This is a genomic window from Enterococcus sp. DIV0213h, assembly GCF_051711285.1.
GTDB lineage: Bacteria > Bacillota > Bacilli > Lactobacillales > Enterococcaceae > Enterococcus_D > Enterococcus_D casseliflavus.
In genome coordinates this window covers 418,051-437,184 of sequence record NZ_JBIOMH010000001.1, presented here as the reverse complement: position 1 = coordinate 437,184, position 19,134 = coordinate 418,051, and the positions used below count along the sequence as shown (strand labels likewise).

Sequence of the window (19,134 nt, the reverse complement as noted above, 5' to 3'; positions counted from 1 at the left end):
TTTCTACCTCATGCAGTTATTTCTTCTCCATCGCAGCTTTTAAAGCAGCTGCTAATGGGCTTTCTTGCGGTTCTTCTTGATTGATTTTGTTCATCAAGCGGCGTTCTTCGTGTTTCGACAGCTTTTTGCTGCGTTCCTTTTTATCCGCCATTTTTTCGGTGGTCCCATCGAATTTACAGCGGAAATAGGCGCCGTTTTTGCCTTCAATGATCTCCATCTTTCGGTGGCATTGCGGGCAGCGTCGGTTTGAAACTTTCGGGTCTTTCCGACGACGGTACTTGCAGGTGCCACTGGAACAAACATAGATCTTGCCATCACGGGTATTTTTCTCCCGCAAGGGTTCGCCGCATTCGGGACACCGTTTTTGGGTCAATGAGAAATCTTGGTACTTGCTCTCACTTTGCTTGATTTCTTTAACCAATTGTTTTGTGTCTGCTTCGATTTGTGCGAGGAAGGTTTGGGCAGAATAGGTGCCTTTCGCGATGGCTTCCAGTTCCTTCTCCCATTTTTCCGTCAATTCTGGTGTCACCAAGGATGGATTGACTAAGACTAACAGCTGCTTGCCTTTTGGCGATACTTGCAAGCCACTTGGGGTCCGCTCCATCAGCTCAGATTTGATCAGCTTCTCAATGATCTCCGCACGGGTTGCCGGCGTACCAAGACTGTGTTTTTCCATTTTGCCTAAAAGAGTTCCTTCATTCAACGGTTTCGGTGGTGTAGTCAACTCTTTTTGGATGGTGAACTCAGGCTTGACGGTACTGCCTTTTTGCCAAGCCACATCACTGGTTTCTTCTTCAGAAGTCGTTTTCCACCCCGCTTCTAACACGGTATTGCGGTTGAATACAAAGGTTTCTGAACCAAAGGTCACGGTCACTTTCTGCTGCTGCTTTTTATGGGGTTTCGCAAAGAGCATTAAGAAACGACTAACGATCATTTGATAGATCCGTTGTTCATCGGTAGTTAATTTTTCATAACGTGCCCGCTGTTCCGTTGGCAATAAGGCATGGTGATCGGTAACTTTTTTATCATTGAAGACAGTTTGCTGCACTACTTGTCCGCCATTTTTCAAGTATCCTTTGACTTCTGGGGCAAAATCCGCAACTGCCTGCAGGCGTTCCTTCATAGTTGCCTTCATATCATTGGTCAAATACTTGGAATCCGTCCTTGGGTAAGTGACGATTTTATGGGTTTCATACAAGCTTTGAACAAGCGACAAGGTCTTCTTGGCTGAAAATCCATAACGCTGATTGGCTTCTCGTTGGATCTCGGTCAAATCGTAGGGCAATGGTGCACTTTCTGTTTTGACCTTTTCTTCGATCGCTGTCACGCGACCATTTTGTTGACTCATTTGCTTGACCAATGCTTCGGCGTCGCTGCGTTCTTTTAGTTGATAGGGATTTTTTTGCTGCAGGCGGGCCTTGGCATCGCCTACGTTTAGGGTAATCACATGATAGGTTTGCGGACGGAAACTCTCGATCTGCATTTCCTGACTGCGCACCAAAGCTAAGGTAGGGGTTTGGACCCGACCCGCACTAAGATTGTCTTGATATTTGACTGTCAATGCCCGGGTGACATTTAACCCTACCAGCCAGTCGGCTTTTGCCCGCGCAAGGGCGGAGTAGTAAAGATTGTCGTAGTGCTTGGCTGACTGCAATTTTGCAAAGCCTTCTTTGATGGCTTTAGGGGTTTGCGAAGAAATCCACAAACGTTTGACTGGTTTGTCGAAACGAACCCACTCCAAAATCCAGCGAGCGACTAGCTCCCCTTCTCTTCCCGCATCGGTAGCGATCACGACTTCCCCAACATCTTTTCTTTGAGCCAATTGTTTGATGGCTTTTAGTTGATGACCGTTTTTTGGCAACGGTTTGATACCGATGGACTTAGGGATCATCGGTAACGTTTCCATCTGCCATGATGCCCAGTCTTTGTTTAAATCTTCAGGCATTTTCAAGCCCAATAAATGACCAAGGGCCCAAGTAACGATCGCCTTGGGTCCTTCGTAATAATTTTTATGTTTTTGCTCACAGCCCAAAACTTTGCTGAGGTCTTTGGCAACGCTTGGCTTTTCCGCTAGAATTAGTTGTTTCATAAAAATCTTTCCTGCTTTCATCGACGACTTGCTGATATTCTTTGAGCAATGCCAGTCCAATATATTGTTGGAGGTAATCGTCGCATTCTTCGCACCAGCGTTCGTCTTCTTCATTCCAAAAAGCCGTCATAAAGTTTGATTTTGCATTTATGTACGAATACTCTTCTCTGATTTCTTGCCATTTTTGTTCATAAAATGACTGCGCCTCGCTGAAAGTTGCAAATGTGAACGCCTCTTGAATATCTGACTGCCATCCCTCAAAAAACCACCACGGTTCATTGTCCCCATACATGACTACTACTTGATACATTCCATTGCTCCTTTCACGATTCCTTCCTCATATTAGTCACTTTTACTTAAACTTGCAAGGAATAAGTTTCAGCATTTAAACATTGCTTTAAAAATTCATTAAACCTTCGTTTTTTTGTACGATTTATCGGTTGTTTAAGATTACATCATTTCTATGCCCCTATAGTCTAGCACAGATGTTCCCTGTTGTGAATATAACATCAAAAGATTAAAAAAATATCAAACAAGATTTATTTTAACCTCGTAAAAAAAATTTGTCTGCGATGGATATGCTACAATAATGACAACCACGAAATTGCCAGGAGGTGCCCCATGTATCTCGAACAAATCACTTTTCCCGATCAAGAGACCGAGTTTGATTTTTTCCTTTCCATCAAACGAACCGTTTATGATTCTTACTACCCTTTTCAGATTCTCAGTGCCCGCCTTTTTCAGCAGATCGATTTTGAACCGGTCACGATCTTATATGGCGGCAATGGTTCTGGCAAAACCACCGCATTGAACGTGATTGCCGAAAAGATCCACGCGCAGCGCTTTGCTGCGTATAATCGCTCGAATTTTTTCGAGGACTACTTAGCCTACTGTACTACTGGCAGCATCGACGAACCGCAAGAAAAAGTACTTTTGACCAGCGATGATGTCTTTGATTACATGCTGGCTATTCGAAATTTGAATCAAGGGATCGATCATCGCCGAGAAGAAGTATTCCAAGAATACTACCAAGCAAAGTATGCAGACTTTCGTTTTACGGGTTTTGACGATTACCATGAATTGAAGAAAATCAATCTTGCACGATCCAACACACAGTCCAAATTCACCCGCAAGCACTTGATCGACAATGTCCGAGAATATTCCAATGGTGAAAGTGCCTTTCGCTTCTTTCAAGAAAAGATTCGTCCCAACAGCCTTTACTTATTAGATGAACCAGAAAATTCTCTTTCTGCTGAGCGTCAGCTGGAACTGGTGCAGTTACTGGAAGATTTTGTTCGCTATGAACAGTGTCAGTTCATTATTGCTACCCATAGTCCTTTCGTTTTGTCTTTAAAGGAAGCCAAAATCTATGATTTGGATCAAACGCCCGTCGATGTTCGGAAGTGGACCCAGTTAGCTAGTGTCCAGCAGTATTACCGCTTTTTTCAAGCACACCAAGCCGAATTTGATGATCGATCATGACCAAAGTAAACCATTTTCCGCCAAAGATTTCTTTTGGCGGCTTTTTTTCCGCCTCACTCACACAAAGACCAAAATCAAATTGATCAGCGCAATACAGAAGGCGACCACTCCCGCAATTTTGCCCCACTTGACTTCTGCTTGATTATACTGATCGGAATGCCCCGCAATCTGAGAGGACAAAAAGTAGAACTTTTTAAAAACAAGCAAATACCCGGCTAAACCCAATAGTACGGCTAAGGCAAGATGGTTGATTTGGCTTGAAATGACCTGAGTCTGATGAAGCATCACCACCCCTACGACACTAACGACAAACCCCCATTTCATGAGATTGGCTTTTGTACGATTCATGCTCCTCCTCCTTTCTTTTAAAAATGCCAATGCATCAAAAACATTCATTTTCTATCTAAATTATAGCATAATTTGACTAAAAAAATAAAATCCAAGAACTCGTAAACGAATGTTCTTGGATTTTTATCAATCGAAAAAGATGATTACTTGCTGGCTAATCACCACCAGCAAAAATTTCTTCTTTATTATAAATCGGTGTATGTTTTTTCAAGTCTTCAAGGGTTCCTACTTGTCTCCCTTTGGAGTAAAAACCATCTAACAAGCCTAAAGATTGAAAAATCGTTTGCTTATAGGCAATTTCCGCATTCCATTCCGTGGTATCTAGTATTTGCAAAGCTTTATGGATTGCTTCGATGCCAGATGCTCCTGGCGCACTGATCAGTACCCCATGACTGTTGAGGAGCAACATATTCGGTAAGGCAAGTTGTTCTTTTTTCATATAATCAGAAACTAATTCTGCTAATTCTGGTGAGCAATTAGGTTCAAAGTCTAGTACAGGAATATAGCCAATTTTTTGGGTCGCTTCCGTTAAGTTAGGCATATCCAATCCGGCGGTTGCCCAAAACATCGAGTGAGGAGAATGGGCATGTAAGACTGCTTTTATCGCTGGATTCGTATCATAAACCGCTTCGTGTAAGTTGATTTCTCGTGTCAGCTGACCTACCCCATCAATCACCTTTCTCGTATGAGGCTCAACGACTAAAATCTGGGCTGGTGAGACTTCTCCTAAATAGGCTTCTGACATCATAGTTGGTGTCATAATAATGTATTCTTTTCCAGTTTCATCGGTTGTTTTAAAAGAAAAATTACCGCCTGCAACATTTGTATTCTTCCTGGTAAAAATCAATTTTACGATTCGTGCTAAATCTTCCCGTTCTCTTTCAAAAATCATCCGTCCATCTGACATATTCAAGACCACCTTTTTTATTTTTCAAACGTTTTGTTGCGTAAGATTGTTTGAACAGCTTCTCTTACTTTTGCTGCTTCTTCCTCTTTTTTCTTTTTCCGTTCATCATAATCTTTAAAAAGTACTGGACTGCCATATTTATACACACAGACTGCTAGACCAATCGCTACGACATTAAATAGGTACTGTTGTGTCACCAAAGCTAAGAGATAGCAGCCAATTGCTAGAAAAAGAAGCAATTGCCATTTTATTTTTTCGCTCTTTCCCATTCCTGTCGCCCTTTCCTTTTTGAAAATATTAGCCATTCGTCGCACGCACTTGCGTCGATTGGGTCCCTTGTTCTTCATATCTTTGACTTGGTACCTTTACCTTACTCATATATTTATACAACCAGACAAACATTGCGATAAACACAACGGAACCGACGATACCCAAGATATTTCCTTTAAACGCTTCTGCAAATAAAATTCGAAATTCTGGTCCTTCGATCGAAGACCAAGTGATTTGCTGCCCTTTTTGTATTCCTTCTACTGCGCCGGTTCGATCTGCTAAGCCCGTTAAGATCGGTGTCAAATACGTAGCTGCATATAGATAGATTGGCATCGAAATAACCCCCATGATCAGCATACGAACCAAGTTTCCGCCGGTAAGCAATAATCCACCTACTGCGATCGAATAGTTAATGATTCCTGCTAAAGGCAACACAGCATTTCCTGGCAAGATGATGGCATAGCCAATAAATACAGGTACCAACAAGATAGCAGTGACCCAAATCTCAGAGCGACCAGCTAATACAGGCCAATCTAACCCAATGTAAACTTCCCGATCTTTAAAGCGTTTTTTCATCATTTCCGACATTGCATCAGCAAGTGGTGAAAGGGACTGCATAAACATTTTTGAGATCATTGGGAACAAAGCCATTGCCGTCGCGATTTGAATAGCTAAATTCAATGAACCTGACACGCCATAGGCTGCGGCTAACCCCAAGCCTAAGCCGATGAGAAAGCCCATCACCGAATTTTCAGAGAAGATGCCGATTTTCTTTTTTAAGGCTTTGGTATCGGCACGTCGATTAAAGAAAGGAATTTTATCCATAATCACATTGATCGGTAATAAAAGTACTGCTGAAATATTCATCAAGTGGGTCACTGTTACTAAAGGAATACCAGTCAAGTCCTCAATGTGGCGTTGGAACATATCCCCCATCTTAAGTTCCAAGATAACCTGTACGACGGCGGTGATAAACCCAGCAAGTAAACTCCCACTGATAAAGTAGACTAGATAGGCAGTCAGCGCTTTGCCCCATACATTCCACATATCGACATTCAACGTCTTGGTCCAGTTCAAAATCAACATGACAAAATTCACACCAAGAACGACGGCAAAGAAAACAAATGCATAAGACCATGACCAGGTGATACTTGCTGCTCCTGTCCAACCTAAATCTAGCGCAGGCAAGTTCAAGCCAGTATTTTTCGCCAATGCTTCGGAAGCTGGACTAACTGCATTTGACATAAAGCCGATGACCATCGACATCCCAGTAAAAGCAATACCTAACGTGATCGCAGACATAAAGGCTTTTTTGAATTTCATCCCTGCAACCAAGCCTAGGATTAAAATGATTAGCGGCACAAAAATAGCGGAACCTAAACCTAAAATATAATTGATAATGTCTTGAAATACTTGCATTTTTTTCACTTCTTTCTTTTGATAGGATGTTTTGTGCTAGCCAATCAATTCTTTGATTTCTTCATAAATCGTATCCATACCCATACCTGTAAGAAACGGAATTCCAGCAAAAACGTGTACACCTAGCTCAGCCGCTTTTTCCAATACTTCATCATCTGGCTGTGCAACATACACATAAATTCCTGTCGACGGCAATTCATTTTGGATCGACTTGTAATCAACTGCTTCAACGGGGAAATCGATCCCGTCATCTTCAAGCATCCCAGCAATTTTACTTGCGATCGTTTGACTTGTTGCAACGCCACTTCCACATGCTACGATCAATCTTCTTTTCATCTTGAATCCCTCCAAAAATTTTATTTTGTATACTGTGTAACTAATTGATAAATTGCCTGTACTTCTTGTGTTCCAATGAATGCCTTTACAAATCCTTCATCCATAAATAATGCCATTAACGATTGCAGTAAGCCGACTTGCTCTTTTGGTTCTTTGATCCCTAGAAAAAAGAGATTCTTGACCTGCATTTCTTGACTGTCACCCATTTGCTTCATCTTCACCTCGTTTTTCAGACGCACGATCGCTATAAAAGGCTTTTCGACATACGCTGGTTCTGAATGAGGCAAGCCAATATTCAAATACTGTGTAATCAGCCCAGTTGGAAAGGCTTGTTCTCTTGCTAGTAATCCTTCTACATACTGTTCATTCACAAAACCTTGTTCCTGTAATCGTTTGGCTATCTCTTCAAATAGTTCTTTCAACTCCTCTCCTTCCACGTCGAGAAAAATCAGCCTTTCATCAAACATGCTCGTATAGCCCACCTATTCTTCCTCCTTGTTCAACTTTAATGATAAACATTGTTAAACTTTGTTACAATGTGTTTTACAATGTAAATATACAATAGTTGATTTTTCTTGTCAACGCTTTCTTTTCGTATTTTTTCCAAATTGGTTACTTTTGTCGATACATAAAATTATCAAACTTTAACAAAGATGAACATTTATCCTTGCTTTTTCCAAAAGTAAATGCTATTAATTAATGTATAAAGAAGACAGTTGAAAAAGAAACTTAAAAAAATCGTTAATCAACCAGAGGTGAAACTATGTTAAAGAAAGAACGGCAAGAAAAAATTCTAGCGCTAGTGAATCAGCACGATTACTTATCCATTGCAGAAATAGCCAAAACATTAGACGTTTCCGATATGACCATTCGTAGAGATATTACAGAGTTAGCGAATCAATCTTTATTGGTAAAAATCTATGGTGGCGCCCAAAAACTCGAAAAAATCGAACACGAGCTTTCTACTCAAGAAAAAATCGATACGAATGTTGCTGAAAAAAAATTCATCGGAAAAGTGATGAACAGTATCATTTCAGACAACGATACTATCTATATCGGTGCTGGAACTACGATGCTTCACGCTTTACCTGAACTAAAAAAAGCAAACTTATTCGTGATCACAAATAGTTTGCTTGCTTTTAATTATTTGATTTACAACACAGACTATCGTGTCTTATTGACAGGCGGAGAATTTTCCCGCACGACGGAAGAATTTTATGGGGAAACGGCAGAGAAGAGTTTTGAAAATTTAAATATCGATATCGCTTTTGCTGCTACAAATGGGATCTTTGAAAATAATATCACCACTGCGAATCTTGTTGAAGGTTCGATTCAACGAGTCGCTTTCAAGCATTCCCGCAAAAAATGCATCGTTGCGGATAGTTCCAAGTTTAATCGCTCCGACGTTTACACCTTTTACTCACTTTCAGATATCGACTATTTGATCACTGATGATAAACTTTCTGAGACTACTTTTGAGTATTATCGCTCCTTTACAGAGATCCTCAAGGAGGAACAAAAATGATTTTAACCATCACAATGAACCCTTCCATGGACTACAACTATTTGGTTCCTTCGTTGAAATTGGATCAAGTAAATCGGGTAGATAACCCACATACATCAATTGGGGGAAAAGGTATCAATGCTGGCAGAGTCATCGCACAATCTGGGGAAGACGTTTTATTGACAGGTATTTTAGGTGGACCTGTAGGCAAAACGATCCTTGATTCTTTACTAGCCGAAGAACGTTATGTATTGGATTTCCTAACCATCGATGGTAATTCTCGCAATGCGATCACGATCATGCATGACGGTAACACCCATACAGAGCTAGTAGAAAAAGGACTTTATCTATCGGAGAAAAACGAACAACTTTTTTACCAACACCTTGCAGCATTAATTGAACAACATCCCATCACGGTCGTCTGTATTTCTGGATCAGTAAATTCTGATAATGGGCATTTTCACGATCAATTGCTTCAATTCATCCGTAAGACATTAGGTGAGCAGGTACCAATCCTCATGGATATAGCTGGTGAACAACTAAAAAATTGTTTGACTCAAACGAATGCTCGTCCAAATTTTATTAAACCGAATCAACAGGAATTAGAAGAACTAATAGGTCAAAAATTGTATTCATCTCAAGACATTTTCTCGGTCTTAGAGAGCACTCTTTTCGAAGGAATCGACACTGTCATGGTATCTCAAGGCGGCGATGGGGCAATCGTTAAACATCAGTCGACTTTTTATAAGATTGAGATTCCTAAAATCGCCATCGTTAATACGACTGGCTGTGGCGATTCAACTGTTGGTGGCATGGCTGTTGCATTGAATAAACAATATCCAATGGAACAAGCATTGACCTATTCTATGGCTTGTGGCATGTCTAATGCGCTTTCGAAAACAAACGGTACGATCGATCCTGCACAAGTCGCTACATTTAGCGAACAGATCCACCTTTTCAAGATCAAAGAATAATCGGCTACCTATTTTTTGGTTCTCTTGATTACGCAAAACATTCGTTGGTACAAATAAAAAAGCCCTAGCTAAGTGCAACTGATTGGTTCAGTGTTCTTAGCTAGGGCAGATTGTGTTAGTGGTTAAACATATTGTAATTCTTTGGCTTCTTTGTAGGCTGCATCGATCAAACCGCCGCCCAAGCATTCCATCCCGTCATAAAAAACGACTGCTTGTCCAGGAGTGATGGCGCGTACTGGTTCGTCAAAAATCACTTCTGCTCGATCTCCATCTAATAGACGCACCGTTACCGGTACATCTTGTTGACGGTAGCGGAATTTTGCTGTGCATGAAAATTCCGTGCCGCGGTCTTGTTCTGTAGTAAAGTGGATTTGGCTTGCTTCCAAGCGATCTGCATACAATGCGGGGTGATGGAATCCTTGCCCCACATACAAAGTGTTGGTCGCCAAGTCTTTTCCTACGACAAACCATGGTTCTTGAGTGGCACCGCCGCCGCCAATGCCTAAGCCTTGACGTTGTCCGATGGTGTAGTACATCAAGCCATCGTGTTGTCCTTTGACTTCGCCATCTAATGTAACCATATTGCCTTTTTTCGCTGGCAAGTAATTACTCAAAAATTGTTTGAAATTCTTTTCTCCGATAAAGCAGACACCCGTGGAATCTTTTTTCTTGGCTGTTGCTAGACCTGCCCGTTCAGCGATCGCTCGTACTTCTGATTTTTCCATGCCGCCTAGTGGAAACATGGTTTTGCTCAATTGTTCTTGTGACAATTGGCTTAAGAAATACGTTTGATCTTTGTTGTTATCCACGCCTCGCAACATATGAGTTACGCCGTTTTCATCAACGGTCACTTGTGCATAATGGCCAGTTGCTACATAATCGGCACCAAGATCCATCGCATAATCCAAAAAGGCTTTGAACTTGATTTCCTTGTTACACATGACATCTGGATTAGGTGTCCGTCCGGCACGGTATTCTGCAAGGAAATATTCAAATACACGGTCCCAATATTCTTTTTCGAAATTCACTGAATAATAAGGAATCCCGATTTGCGCAGCCACTTTGGCTACGTCTTTGTAGTCTTCTGTTGCGGTACAAACACCGTTTTCATCGGTATCATCCCAATTTTTCATAAAGATCCCGACAACATCATACCCTTGTTCTTTCAGCAAAAGTGCTGTTACTGACGAGTCTACCCCGCCACTCATTCCAACCACCACACGGGTGTTTTCGTTAGACATGATCGTTTCACCATCATTTCAATTATAGATTCTGAAATCATCTACGATTTGAAGGTCGCAACTTTTCAGTAATTTGCATTATACAACAAAACACAAAAAAGTTCACTGTTTGCTGTCTTTTCTTATAAATTCCTTGTTACTAGATAAGTTCTTCTTTCATCCGATCAACGCTGGGGCAATGACACATATGGATATGGAGAAACGCAAAATACGTTTGCAGCAAACGGGTGCGCTATTGCTTCTTTAGCGATGATCGATTCTTTTTGGACGGATCATCCGTCGAATCCTGACAAACTATTAAAGTGGGCTGACGATCAATTTTATCTTCCCAAACAAGGAACGAGTTGGCAAATCTTTCCTCAGTTTGCCGAAGCTTTTGGTTACCAATTCGCCGATTTAGGAAGTTCCTTTGCGGCTGCCTATGAGAAAATGACACAAGGCATCCCCGTTGTGGTCTCGGTTCAAGCAGGAACCTTTACGACCTCAGGACATATCATGGTATTGGCTTTGAACAAAGAAGGAGCGATTCAAGTATTCGATCCTAATGATTCCCCCGAAAAAGCCCATTATGAGAAAAGCTATCCTAACGATGTCTTTCAAGCAGAAGGAATCCATTATTGGAGCTTTTGGCTTTGACGTTCTGATCGGCTGAAGCTGCAAAAATACGCCTTTTGTGGGACAAAAAAAGACTAGCCGAAGCTAGTCTTTTGCTTATCTTACTATTATTGAACGCGTGGTTCGTTGTTTTCTTGAATACGCGTCGTTGTTCGGTTGAAGGCACCTTTGGCTTTACGTGTTTGTTTTGACGCAAAGTCGCCAGTTGTTTCTGCCGCACTGCTTACTTTGTCTTGAACTGTTTCAGAGTCTTTTTCGAATTGTTCACGTGTTTTGACATCTGCTACGTTCACGTTTACTTCGATGACGTCTAAATTCGTCATTTTGTTGACTTGTGTTGAAACAACCTCTTTGATTTGGTCGTAGATCGTGGTCATGTCGCTGCCGTATTCTGCAACGATATCAAGATCGACTGCCACTTGTTTTTTCCCAACTTCAACGTTGATCCCTGAAGTCACATCATCGGTGTTGACTAATTTACCTGCAATATTTGAGAAGAAACCGCCATCGACTGTTAAGAGTCCGTCTACAGATTCTAATGCAATGCCTACGATTTTTTGAATCACTTTATCTTCGTAAGTTAATTCTCCTTTAACACCTGTTGTTGGTTTTGTTTGGTTTTCCATCGTACATTCCTCCTACTATAATCTTGATATAAATTAAACTAATAATGTTACCAAAGTTAACGGCGCGGTCTTTGAAATTGTTCAAAGAATCCGACTTCTTTGAGATAAAATCCCAGATACATACCTAGTGCCGTAAACAGCACCAGCAGTATGGTTTTCAAAAAGCCGATCGTTAGAAACAGGATCGCTAGGATCAAACCGAAACCTGCAAAGATAAGCGGGATCTTATAGTGGTAGAACCATTCACTCATACCTGTTCCTCCTAAACTACACGCGGCTGGTCATGGGCTGCTGGCGTTTCTTGCGTATCTTTTAAGACAACTTCCGTTTGGATATTGCTTTCGATACCGAAAAGCTGCTGCAGACTGCTGCTGATCTCACCAACCAATGCTTCTTGTTTTTGCGGGATGGCTGCTGTTTGTTTCATTTCTCCATCGATTTTTACGGATACTTTATTCTTGACGATTTTGATTTTTACGGATGGCTGATGGATGAAATCTGCTTGTTTCACCCGTTCAAGCACAAAATGCTCTAACGCCTTCTTCTGAATCACTAAATCGCCTGTCTTATGGGAAATGATCAAGCGGTCCGAACGTTTTGGATAAAACAAAACGACAAAGAGCGCGATCACGGTAAAAATGGCGAAGCCAACAGATAACCAAAAGAGCAGCATACTCATGGAAGATCCGACCCAAGGATATTCATCCAAAGGAATCAAGTAAACAGGCAATGAAGCCGCTTGCTGATTGGCGATGATCCCAAAATAAAAGACAAGTAAGAGTAAAAGCAATCCGATGATAAAAATCACTTTAGAAATCTTACGCATTGGCAACCTCCTTTACTGCTTTCTACTTAAAGCATACACATTTCTTAAATATCCATCAAATAATAACTCTTGGAATCGATTATTTTTTACATATAAAGTTTATTTTTATCAAAAAAATTTCCTTAATCAAAGCTTGCTGTCAAAGTCATCACAAAAAAAGCAAGCCGCCCAAATCTGTTTGGACGCTTGCTTTTTTTGTTATCTGTTAACGAGCCAGCTTAGTAAGTTCTTGTTGTTTTGCATGATACAACACCGCCAGTTCATTTTCGGAAACTGGCCGACCAAAAGGACGCGGCTGTGGCAGAAACGCCAATTCTGGTGCATCGACTCCTACGTTGAGATTCTCAGCGATCGGTACACTGTGATGATGAATGTGCCCATGCAGATTGCGGCTGTTTTTGGTTATTCCCAGCAGCATAGGATAATGGGTCAGTATAAATTGCTGATGAGCAAACTTCAGCAAGACACCGACATCTTCAAACGCATACTTTTCGGCTCCCAAACAACCAGGATCATGCTTGTGCAAGTACGCAAAGAAAGCTCTGGTATCATGATTGCCTTTGATAAAAACGATTTTGCCCTGCAGCTGTGCTAACAGCGCAGCAATTTCTGGAAAGCCCGCTTCGTAATCAGGGTGCATCGCGACATCCCCTAAATGATAGACGACATCTTTATCCGCAACGACCTCATTCCAGCTGGCGATCATCGTTTCATGCATTTGCGTCACTGTCTCAAAGGGGCGTGGGGCAAAGTCATTGTCCCCGAGCAAGGCTGCATGAAAATAGTGGGTATCAGACGTAAAAAATTTCATAGTCGCTCCTTACCTTGGTGCTTTTTCTGTGATCAGCGTCTTCAAATCATCGCTAACGGCTGCTTTTTCGTCGGTGCAGGAAACCGCGCATCGATTGCTGCCAATTCGCTTTGGGAAAAAACGATTTTGCAAGCTTCAATGTTCTGCAGCATATGCAGCGAGTCACTGGTTTGGGGGATCGCTAAGACGTGGGGTTGTCGAAGGGTCCATGCCAAAAGCAGCTGAAAGATCGTGCAGCCTTTGGCTTCTGCCAGCTCTTTCAACACTTCATCATTTTTGAAGTGGTGTCCTAGCCGATCGCCTTGAGCAATGGGTGAGTAGGCAATCACAGGAATCTCAGCCTCTGCCTGCCAAGGCAAAAGATCGTATTCGATCCCCCGGGCACCTAAATTATAGAGTACTTGGTTGGCGGCACATTGATCGCCGTTTTCTAACCGCAACAGCTCCTCCATATCTGCCACGTCAAAATTAGAGACGCCCCATGCGCGAATTTTTCCAGAGGCTTTGGCAGCTTCTAGTGCGTCAACTGTTTCTGCTAACGGCACATCTCCTCGCCAGTGGAGCAGATACAGATCAAGATAGTCGGTGCCTAAACGCGCTAAGCTACGGTCTAAAGCTTTCGGCAATTCATCTGCGGAGGCATTCCAGGGATAGACTTTTGAAATCAAATAAAGATCCCCTCGTGTAAAGGGCTGGATCGCCTTGCCAACTAGCGTTTCTGCGTTTCCCTCGCCGTACATTTCTGCGGTATCGATGACAGCCGCTCCAGCTTTGATGCCCGCTTGCAACGCATCGATCTCGGCTTTTTCCTTGGCTGGGTCATCCCCCATATGCCAAGTACCCATGCCGACGGCTAGCACTGATTGCTTGTTTAAGGTTCGTTTCATCTTGATTCCCTCTTTCTCGTCTTAACTCATCCTGTTCCTGCGAACACCTAGGGTTTGTTTTCTATAGTATAAAAAGAAACCGCCAAAGATACAAAAGAAGTGTATCAATCCCATGCCTGCTTGGCGGAGTGACACACTTCTTGCCCTTTGAATGATATAGCTGCTTTTGGCAAAAGCTTACGCTTTGACAAACAACCCGCGGCTGATAAAACCATCCATTAAAAAGTAGAATTTTTCTTGCAGCATTTTGTGCTGTTCATCTTTGAAAATGTTGACTGCTTTTAACCCATTGGCTGTCGTGATGGACATCTTGAAGGTTTGCAGATCTTTTGCAACAGTGATTTTTAATTTAAAGCCTTCTTTGCTTTGGGGTGTTGCTTCAAGGCCGCGAATCAATTGGAAGTTGCCGCCGTTCGTTTCTGTAAAGCCATTGTCCCGCAACGTATATTTTTTTGCTTCAGGAGCAATGCGGTATTGGGTTGCTGCGCCTAAAACGGTTGCTGTTGTTTCAAATGCCATGTTCTTCACCTCTTTAACATCATTTCTTTCATTATAAATAGTTTTCAGCGAGATTGCTAGCTGTTCTCCTACTTTTTCGTTGCTAAGACAGTTTCTGCTAATAGCAGAGCAAATGCTTCGATTTCCGCCAATGTGTTGCCATAGCCAAAGCTGACTCTGACCGATTCCCGAATAGCTGGATGCTCTTTGCCCACCATCGCTTCGAGCACATGGGAGGGCTCCACATTGCCCGCCGTACAAGCGCTGCCTGTCGAGATCGCAGCCCCTTTTAAGTCCAATTTCATCAGCAGCAAGTCACTGCTGACACCTGGGAAACGCAGATTCAAAATATGCGGCAATTTGTGTGCTGGATCACCATTCAACTGAACATCGACGCCTTGTGCTGCTAAGGTCTCCATCAGTACATCGGCAAACGTTTGATATTGTTCCGCCGCTGCTTGCTGCGCTTCGGGGGTATGCAAAGAAGCTGCTTTGGCCATTCCCATGATGGCTGCTAAGTTTTCCGTCCCTGCTCGCCGTTTTTCTTCTTGCTCGCCGCCATGGAGTAGCGCAGGCAGCGACAAGCCATCTCGTTTATACAAAAAGCCGATCCCTTTTGGTCCGTTGATTTTGTGAGCAGAAATGCTTAGAAGATCAATACTGTTTTCATTGATTTCAAGCGGGATCTTGCCATAAGCTTGCACGGCATCGGTATGAAACACGGCGGGATGCTCCCGTAAAAGGGCCCCAATTTCTGCAATCGGCAGCAAATTGCCCGTTTCATTGTTTGCCGTCATTATGGATACTAAAATCGTATCGGGACGTAAGGCAGCCTCAACTTCACTGACGGCCAATTGCCCCTTTTGATCTACGGGCAAATAGGTCACCTCAAAGCCTAAGCCTTCTAAATAGCGCATACTCTCAATGACCGCCGGATGTTCGATCTGGGTCGTAATGATATGTTTGCCTTGTGCTTGTTTGCTAAGGGCTGTACCGATGATTGCTGTATTATCACTTTCGGTACCACCACTATTAAAAATGATCTCATGTTCTTTGACTCCTAGCTGCTGAGCGATCGCTTGACGAGCCAATTCTAATTGGGTGTGGGCGTCTCGACCATAATGATGAATGCTTGATGGATTGCCAAAAAATGTCTGCATCGTTTCACTCATCACTTTGATCACTTCTGGATGCAGCGGTGTCGTTGCTGCATGATCTAAGTAAACCATTCTTTTCACCTATCCTTCATTACTGCCATTATAACAAATCTTCCTCAGACGTCTATCGTGAGTGTCCATACGAAAAAACCTGTCAGTCAAAAGCGGAAAAATCGCCAATGATGACAGGCAGCTGAACGAGTTCAGCCTTACGAAAAATCAGGAACGTGTGCTGTTTTGCTCGTGCGGCTCACGTCACTTACTGATCGTTTTATTTTTTTCCAGGTTCAGAGGCAATGACAGTCAATTCACCAACCAATTCCCATTTCTTGATCGGGTTTGGCAAAATGCAGCTCGTGCCCATTTTTAGTTCATAGGAATGACCGTCGATCATCAAATGCCCATACCCATCGATCACGGTCATCAAGGTATAATCGGCCTTTTGTGCCAACGATAATTTTCCACGTACTTCCCACTCATACACATTGAAAAATGGCGTTTCAAGATAGGTAACGACTGCTGATTGTCCTTGTTTGACCTCACGGATCGATAATTCTGGCGTCCGTGCAGGAATCGTCGTCACATCGATCGATTGTTGGATATGCAGCTCCCGAGTTTGTCCTTGATCATCGGTACGATCATAGTCGTACACCCGATAAGTCGTATCCGAACTCTGCTGGGTTTCCAAGATCATGATCCCTTTTCCAATGGCATGGATCGTTCCACTTGGCACATAGAAGAAATCGCCTTTTTTCACAGGGACTTTTGTTAACAAATCATCCCAACGACCCGCTTCGATCATTTCCGCAAGTTCTTCTTTGGTTTGTGCATGGTGGCCATAAATGATTTCCGCACCTGGTTCGGCATCAATGATGTACCAGCATTCCGTTTTCCCTAATTCCCCTTCATGGGCTAACCCATACGTGTCATCAGGATGGACTTGAACGGATAGATCATCTTCTGCGTCTAAAATTTTAATTAATAATGGAAAGACTGGTTCGTCTGAATGACCAAATAGTTCTTGATGGTCTTGCCAAAGATCCGCCAATGTTTTGCCTTTAAACGGCCCATTTTCAATGACGCTCACCCCATGAGGATGCGCACTGATCGCCCAATCTTCACCGATCTTGTCGCTCGGTAAATCAAAACCAAAAACAGAATGCAGGCGACTGCCGCCCCAAATTTTTTCTTGAAAAACAGGTTTCATAAACAATGGTTCCATAATTGTTCCCCTCTCTAGTTGTTCGTGCATATTATAGCATGAATCCGCTTATTCGGCAGTTTCTTTTAAGTAACATTGCAGGATTTCGTCACGATGACCCAAATAGCTTTCTCGATGATCCACTGGATGGACCCGATTCGATAAGAAAATAAACGCTTTTTTGTTAGGGATATCTACTGCGAGAAACGTGCCTGTATAGCCTGTATGAAATAATTGATACGGTGCACCTAATAAGTCCCAACCATAGGTGCGAGGCTTTGTGCTTTCAGGCGTCTGCCTGTGAGCTAGCGCCTGCATGACTTTTTCTGAGAAAAACGGCGCTCCTTGCTGCTGACCATTTGCCAGTAACAGTTGAACGAAAAGCGTCAAGTCATCCACGGTAGAAAACAACCCTGCGTTGCCGGCATGGTTTCCCAACACCCGTGCCTTAGGATCGTGGGTGATTCCTCTAAGGATGCTGCCGTCTGGCTGCTGCTGGGTAGGAACGATCATTGGCAGCTGTGAGGGAGGAAAAGGCGGAAAGCCGCTGTTATTCATGCCTAAAGGCGTCAAGACTTCTTCTTGAAAAATCTCGGTCACTGGTTTTTGATACAGCTCCTCCAATAAAAAGCCCAGCAAAATCGTCCCAGTATCCGTATAGCTGACCGTTTGACCGATCGTATCACTGCTTTCAAGCTGCAAATACGCCTTGCGCAAGGCAGCAGCATCCAACTGGTCTCGATGAGGAATCCACGTGTTGATGGCTGCCGTATGCGTCAGCAAGTGCTTGATCGTTACCCGATCGTCTTTAAACGCTGGCAGCCAACGAGTAAGCGGCGCCTCCATCTCGATTTTTCCTTGATCCCACAATTTTAACAGAACACTCGTTGTACAAACGACTTTCGTCAATGAGGCTAAATCAAACAAATGATCTTTCGTCATAGGTTCGGTTTTCGGAAGAAGCGCTGCCTGTCCGAATACATGGGTCTCTTGGGTTTCACCAGCGATAAAACGCAGCACCGCTCCTGGGAAAACGGTCGGCATTTTTTCTTGAATGAGCTGTACTGTTTTTGGGTACATTGTCATCGTTCCATACTCGCTCCTTTCAGGCTTGTCTTGCTTCTAACTTTAGCACTTTTCGCCAATGAAAAAAACTACCCATTAAGGATAGTTTTCAGATTTTTTTCTAATCAGTGTTACATAGATTACTCGTCAGCTGGTGCAGCTTTTGCTTGCGCCTTTTGGATGATTCTCAAATAACTGTAACAGGCACATTGGCTACCTAGTCCCCCTACGATCAATCCCGCGAGTAAGGGATGGATCAAGACGAGCAGTAAAGCGAGGCCACTCAACAGCCCTAGCAACATCAGTGTCTGCAACGGTGCCCAAAAGATGATGAAAAAGCTTTTGATCAAGGCGAGCCGCATGGGTGCCGCCAAATGCACACTGTCGCAGATAAAATACAGCAACCACACGAGTAAAATGATACTTAAAAACAAATAGCCGACAGCCAATAAGGGCAACTGAAAGGAATCGATTTGGCGATAAGAGCCTAACAGCAGCAAAGCGAGACTACCGAAAAAGAGGCCTGCGGCAAAACTGCGCCGATAATTTTCCCGATAGAGCCGCCAAAAGGTCCCTCCGATGGCCTGTCGTGGTTCTTGATAGTACAACCAGCGCCGCATGACCCCAAATAAAGCAAAGGTCGCTGGCAAAAGAATGCTAGGAAAACTAATGATCAAACCAACCAAAGAGAAAAGAAACTGACGAGGAGAGCTGGGGAAAATCAGCCCCAAAGCTAGCAATAGAACGGGCAGATTGAACAGTAACCAGTAGCCATTCAAAAGCAACATACTAGCTATCGCTTGACTGGCACCATACCAACGATACCATCGTTCATTTCCCATCAGTCCGCCTCCTTTCTCTAATCAGCTGATTTACCC

At 42.9% G+C, this 19,134-nt stretch carries 22 protein-coding genes and 1 pseudogene; 4 read left to right on the top strand and 19 right to left on the bottom strand.

Translation table 11 applies throughout. The features are described from left to right. Positions 1-16 precede the first annotated feature (16 nt). Both IGI77_RS02110 and IGI77_RS02105 read right to left on the bottom strand, forming a co-directional pair. Positions 17-2,089 (bottom strand): DNA topoisomerase III, encoded by a 2,073-nt coding sequence (locus IGI77_RS02110; protein WP_438769309.1) that lies wholly within the window; start codon positions 2,087-2,089, stop codon positions 17-19. After that, the gene (locus IGI77_RS02105; protein WP_005227251.1) at positions 2,022-2,399 is read right to left on the bottom strand and encodes a DUF1033 family protein; all 378 of its coding nucleotides are present in this window, start codon (positions 2,397-2,399) and stop codon (positions 2,022-2,024) included. The genes IGI77_RS02110 and IGI77_RS02105 overlap by 68 nt, the downstream gene beginning before the upstream one ends. Positions 2,400-2,710: 311 nt before the next feature. Here IGI77_RS02105 and IGI77_RS02100 point away from each other — a divergent pair, with 311 nt between their 5' ends. Next, positions 2,711-3,571, top strand: a complete 861-nt coding sequence (locus IGI77_RS02100; protein WP_118215020.1) for an AAA family ATPase — start codon at positions 2,711-2,713, stop codon at positions 3,569-3,571. 57 nt (positions 3,572-3,628) lie between these two features. On the opposite strand, the gene IGI77_RS02095 is transcribed toward IGI77_RS02100, so the two are convergent. The 6 genes from IGI77_RS02095 to IGI77_RS02070 form a co-directional block, all read right to left on the bottom strand. Continuing rightward, positions 3,629-3,919 (bottom strand): hypothetical protein, encoded by a 291-nt coding sequence (locus tag IGI77_RS02095; protein WP_225582108.1) that lies wholly within the window; start codon positions 3,917-3,919, stop codon positions 3,629-3,631. 154 nt (positions 3,920-4,073) lie between these two features. Then, complete coding sequence (locus tag IGI77_RS02090) at positions 4,074-4,826, bottom strand: class II aldolase/adducin family protein (RefSeq protein WP_010748701.1); 753 nt, start codon at positions 4,824-4,826, stop codon at positions 4,074-4,076. A gap of 17 nt (positions 4,827-4,843) precedes the next feature. After that, positions 4,844-5,095 (bottom strand): hypothetical protein, encoded by a 252-nt coding sequence (locus IGI77_RS02085; protein WP_438769308.1) that lies wholly within the window; start codon positions 5,093-5,095, stop codon positions 4,844-4,846. A 28-nt stretch (positions 5,096-5,123) separates the two neighbouring features. Then, the gene (locus IGI77_RS02080) at positions 5,124-6,515 is read right to left on the bottom strand and encodes a PTS galactitol transporter subunit IIC (RefSeq protein ID WP_010748700.1); all 1,392 of its coding nucleotides are present in this window, start codon (positions 6,513-6,515) and stop codon (positions 5,124-5,126) included. Positions 6,516-6,551: 36 nt separating this feature from the next. Continuing rightward, the gene (locus tag IGI77_RS02075; protein ID WP_005227245.1) at positions 6,552-6,851 is read right to left on the bottom strand and encodes a PTS sugar transporter subunit IIB; all 300 of its coding nucleotides are present in this window, start codon (positions 6,849-6,851) and stop codon (positions 6,552-6,554) included. A gap of 20 nt (positions 6,852-6,871) precedes the next feature. Continuing rightward, positions 6,872-7,333: a PTS sugar transporter subunit IIA gene (locus tag IGI77_RS02070; RefSeq protein WP_060792379.1), complete on the bottom strand. Its 462-nt coding sequence runs from the start codon at positions 7,331-7,333 to the stop codon at positions 6,872-6,874. Positions 7,334-7,614: 281 nt separating this feature from the next. On the opposite strand from IGI77_RS02070, the gene IGI77_RS02065 reads away from it, so the two are divergent. Continuing rightward, positions 7,615-8,376 carry a DeoR/GlpR family DNA-binding transcription regulator gene (locus IGI77_RS02065; protein ID WP_005227243.1) on the top strand — a complete coding sequence of 254 codons (762 nt, stop codon included), beginning with the start codon at positions 7,615-7,617 and terminating at the stop codon, positions 8,374-8,376. Next, positions 8,373-9,329, top strand: coding sequence for a 1-phosphofructokinase family hexose kinase (locus IGI77_RS02060; protein ID WP_123833757.1), 957 nt, complete (start codon positions 8,373-8,375; stop codon positions 9,327-9,329). The genes IGI77_RS02065 and IGI77_RS02060 overlap by 4 nt, the downstream gene beginning before the upstream one ends. Before the next feature lie 122 nt (positions 9,330-9,451). Here the strand turns inward: IGI77_RS02060 and mnmA are convergent, their stop codons facing one another. Continuing rightward, positions 9,452-10,570: a tRNA 2-thiouridine(34) synthase MnmA gene (gene mnmA / locus IGI77_RS02055; protein WP_026008140.1), complete on the bottom strand. Its 1,119-nt coding sequence runs from the start codon at positions 10,568-10,570 to the stop codon at positions 9,452-9,454. A 213-nt stretch (positions 10,571-10,783) separates the two neighbouring features. Here mnmA and IGI77_RS02050 point away from each other — a divergent pair. After that, positions 10,784-11,206: pseudogene (locus IGI77_RS02050) on the top strand (C39 family peptidase); the annotation flags it as partial. Positions 11,207-11,292: 86 nt separating this feature from the next. Here IGI77_RS02050 and IGI77_RS02045 read toward each other — a convergent pair. From IGI77_RS02045 to IGI77_RS02000, 10 genes are all read right to left on the bottom strand, one after another. Then, positions 11,293-11,811, bottom strand: coding sequence for an Asp23/Gls24 family envelope stress response protein (locus IGI77_RS02045; protein ID WP_005227237.1), 519 nt, complete (start codon positions 11,809-11,811; stop codon positions 11,293-11,295). Positions 11,812-11,867: 56 nt separating this feature from the next. Continuing rightward, positions 11,868-12,062 carry a DUF2273 domain-containing protein gene (locus IGI77_RS02040; protein WP_005227236.1) on the bottom strand — a complete coding sequence of 65 codons (195 nt, stop codon included), beginning with the start codon at positions 12,060-12,062 and terminating at the stop codon, positions 11,868-11,870. Between the two features lie 11 nt (positions 12,063-12,073). Further along, positions 12,074-12,637 (bottom strand): alkaline shock response membrane anchor protein AmaP, encoded by a 564-nt coding sequence (gene amaP / locus IGI77_RS02035; RefSeq protein WP_060792382.1) that lies wholly within the window; start codon positions 12,635-12,637, stop codon positions 12,074-12,076. A gap of 205 nt (positions 12,638-12,842) precedes the next feature. Beyond that, the gene (locus tag IGI77_RS02030) at positions 12,843-13,448 is read right to left on the bottom strand and encodes a metallophosphoesterase (protein ID WP_118215016.1); all 606 of its coding nucleotides are present in this window, start codon (positions 13,446-13,448) and stop codon (positions 12,843-12,845) included. A 41-nt stretch (positions 13,449-13,489) separates the two neighbouring features. Continuing rightward, positions 13,490-14,335, bottom strand: a complete 846-nt coding sequence (locus IGI77_RS02025; protein ID WP_074535344.1) for an aldo/keto reductase — start codon at positions 14,333-14,335, stop codon at positions 13,490-13,492. A gap of 177 nt (positions 14,336-14,512) precedes the next feature. Continuing rightward, positions 14,513-14,854 carry a DUF1831 domain-containing protein gene (locus IGI77_RS02020; protein ID WP_005232263.1) on the bottom strand — a complete coding sequence of 114 codons (342 nt, stop codon included), beginning with the start codon at positions 14,852-14,854 and terminating at the stop codon, positions 14,513-14,515. 68 nt (positions 14,855-14,922) lie between these two features. Then, positions 14,923-16,062, bottom strand: coding sequence for a cysteine desulfurase family protein (locus tag IGI77_RS02015; RefSeq protein ID WP_115231648.1), 1,140 nt, complete (start codon positions 16,060-16,062; stop codon positions 14,923-14,925). Between the two features lie 199 nt (positions 16,063-16,261). Beyond that, on the bottom strand, positions 16,262-17,215 hold the full coding sequence (gene manA, locus IGI77_RS02010) for a mannose-6-phosphate isomerase, class I (RefSeq protein ID WP_170920124.1): 954 nt from the start codon (positions 17,213-17,215) through the stop codon (positions 16,262-16,264). 45 nt (positions 17,216-17,260) lie between these two features. Continuing rightward, positions 17,261-18,277, bottom strand: coding sequence for a serine hydrolase domain-containing protein (locus IGI77_RS02005; protein ID WP_438769307.1), 1,017 nt, complete (start codon positions 18,275-18,277; stop codon positions 17,261-17,263). 119 nt (positions 18,278-18,396) lie between these two features. Continuing rightward, the gene (locus tag IGI77_RS02000) at positions 18,397-19,098 is read right to left on the bottom strand and encodes a DUF624 domain-containing protein (protein WP_128487903.1); all 702 of its coding nucleotides are present in this window, start codon (positions 19,096-19,098) and stop codon (positions 18,397-18,399) included. Between the last annotated feature and the right edge of the window lie 36 nt (positions 19,099-19,134).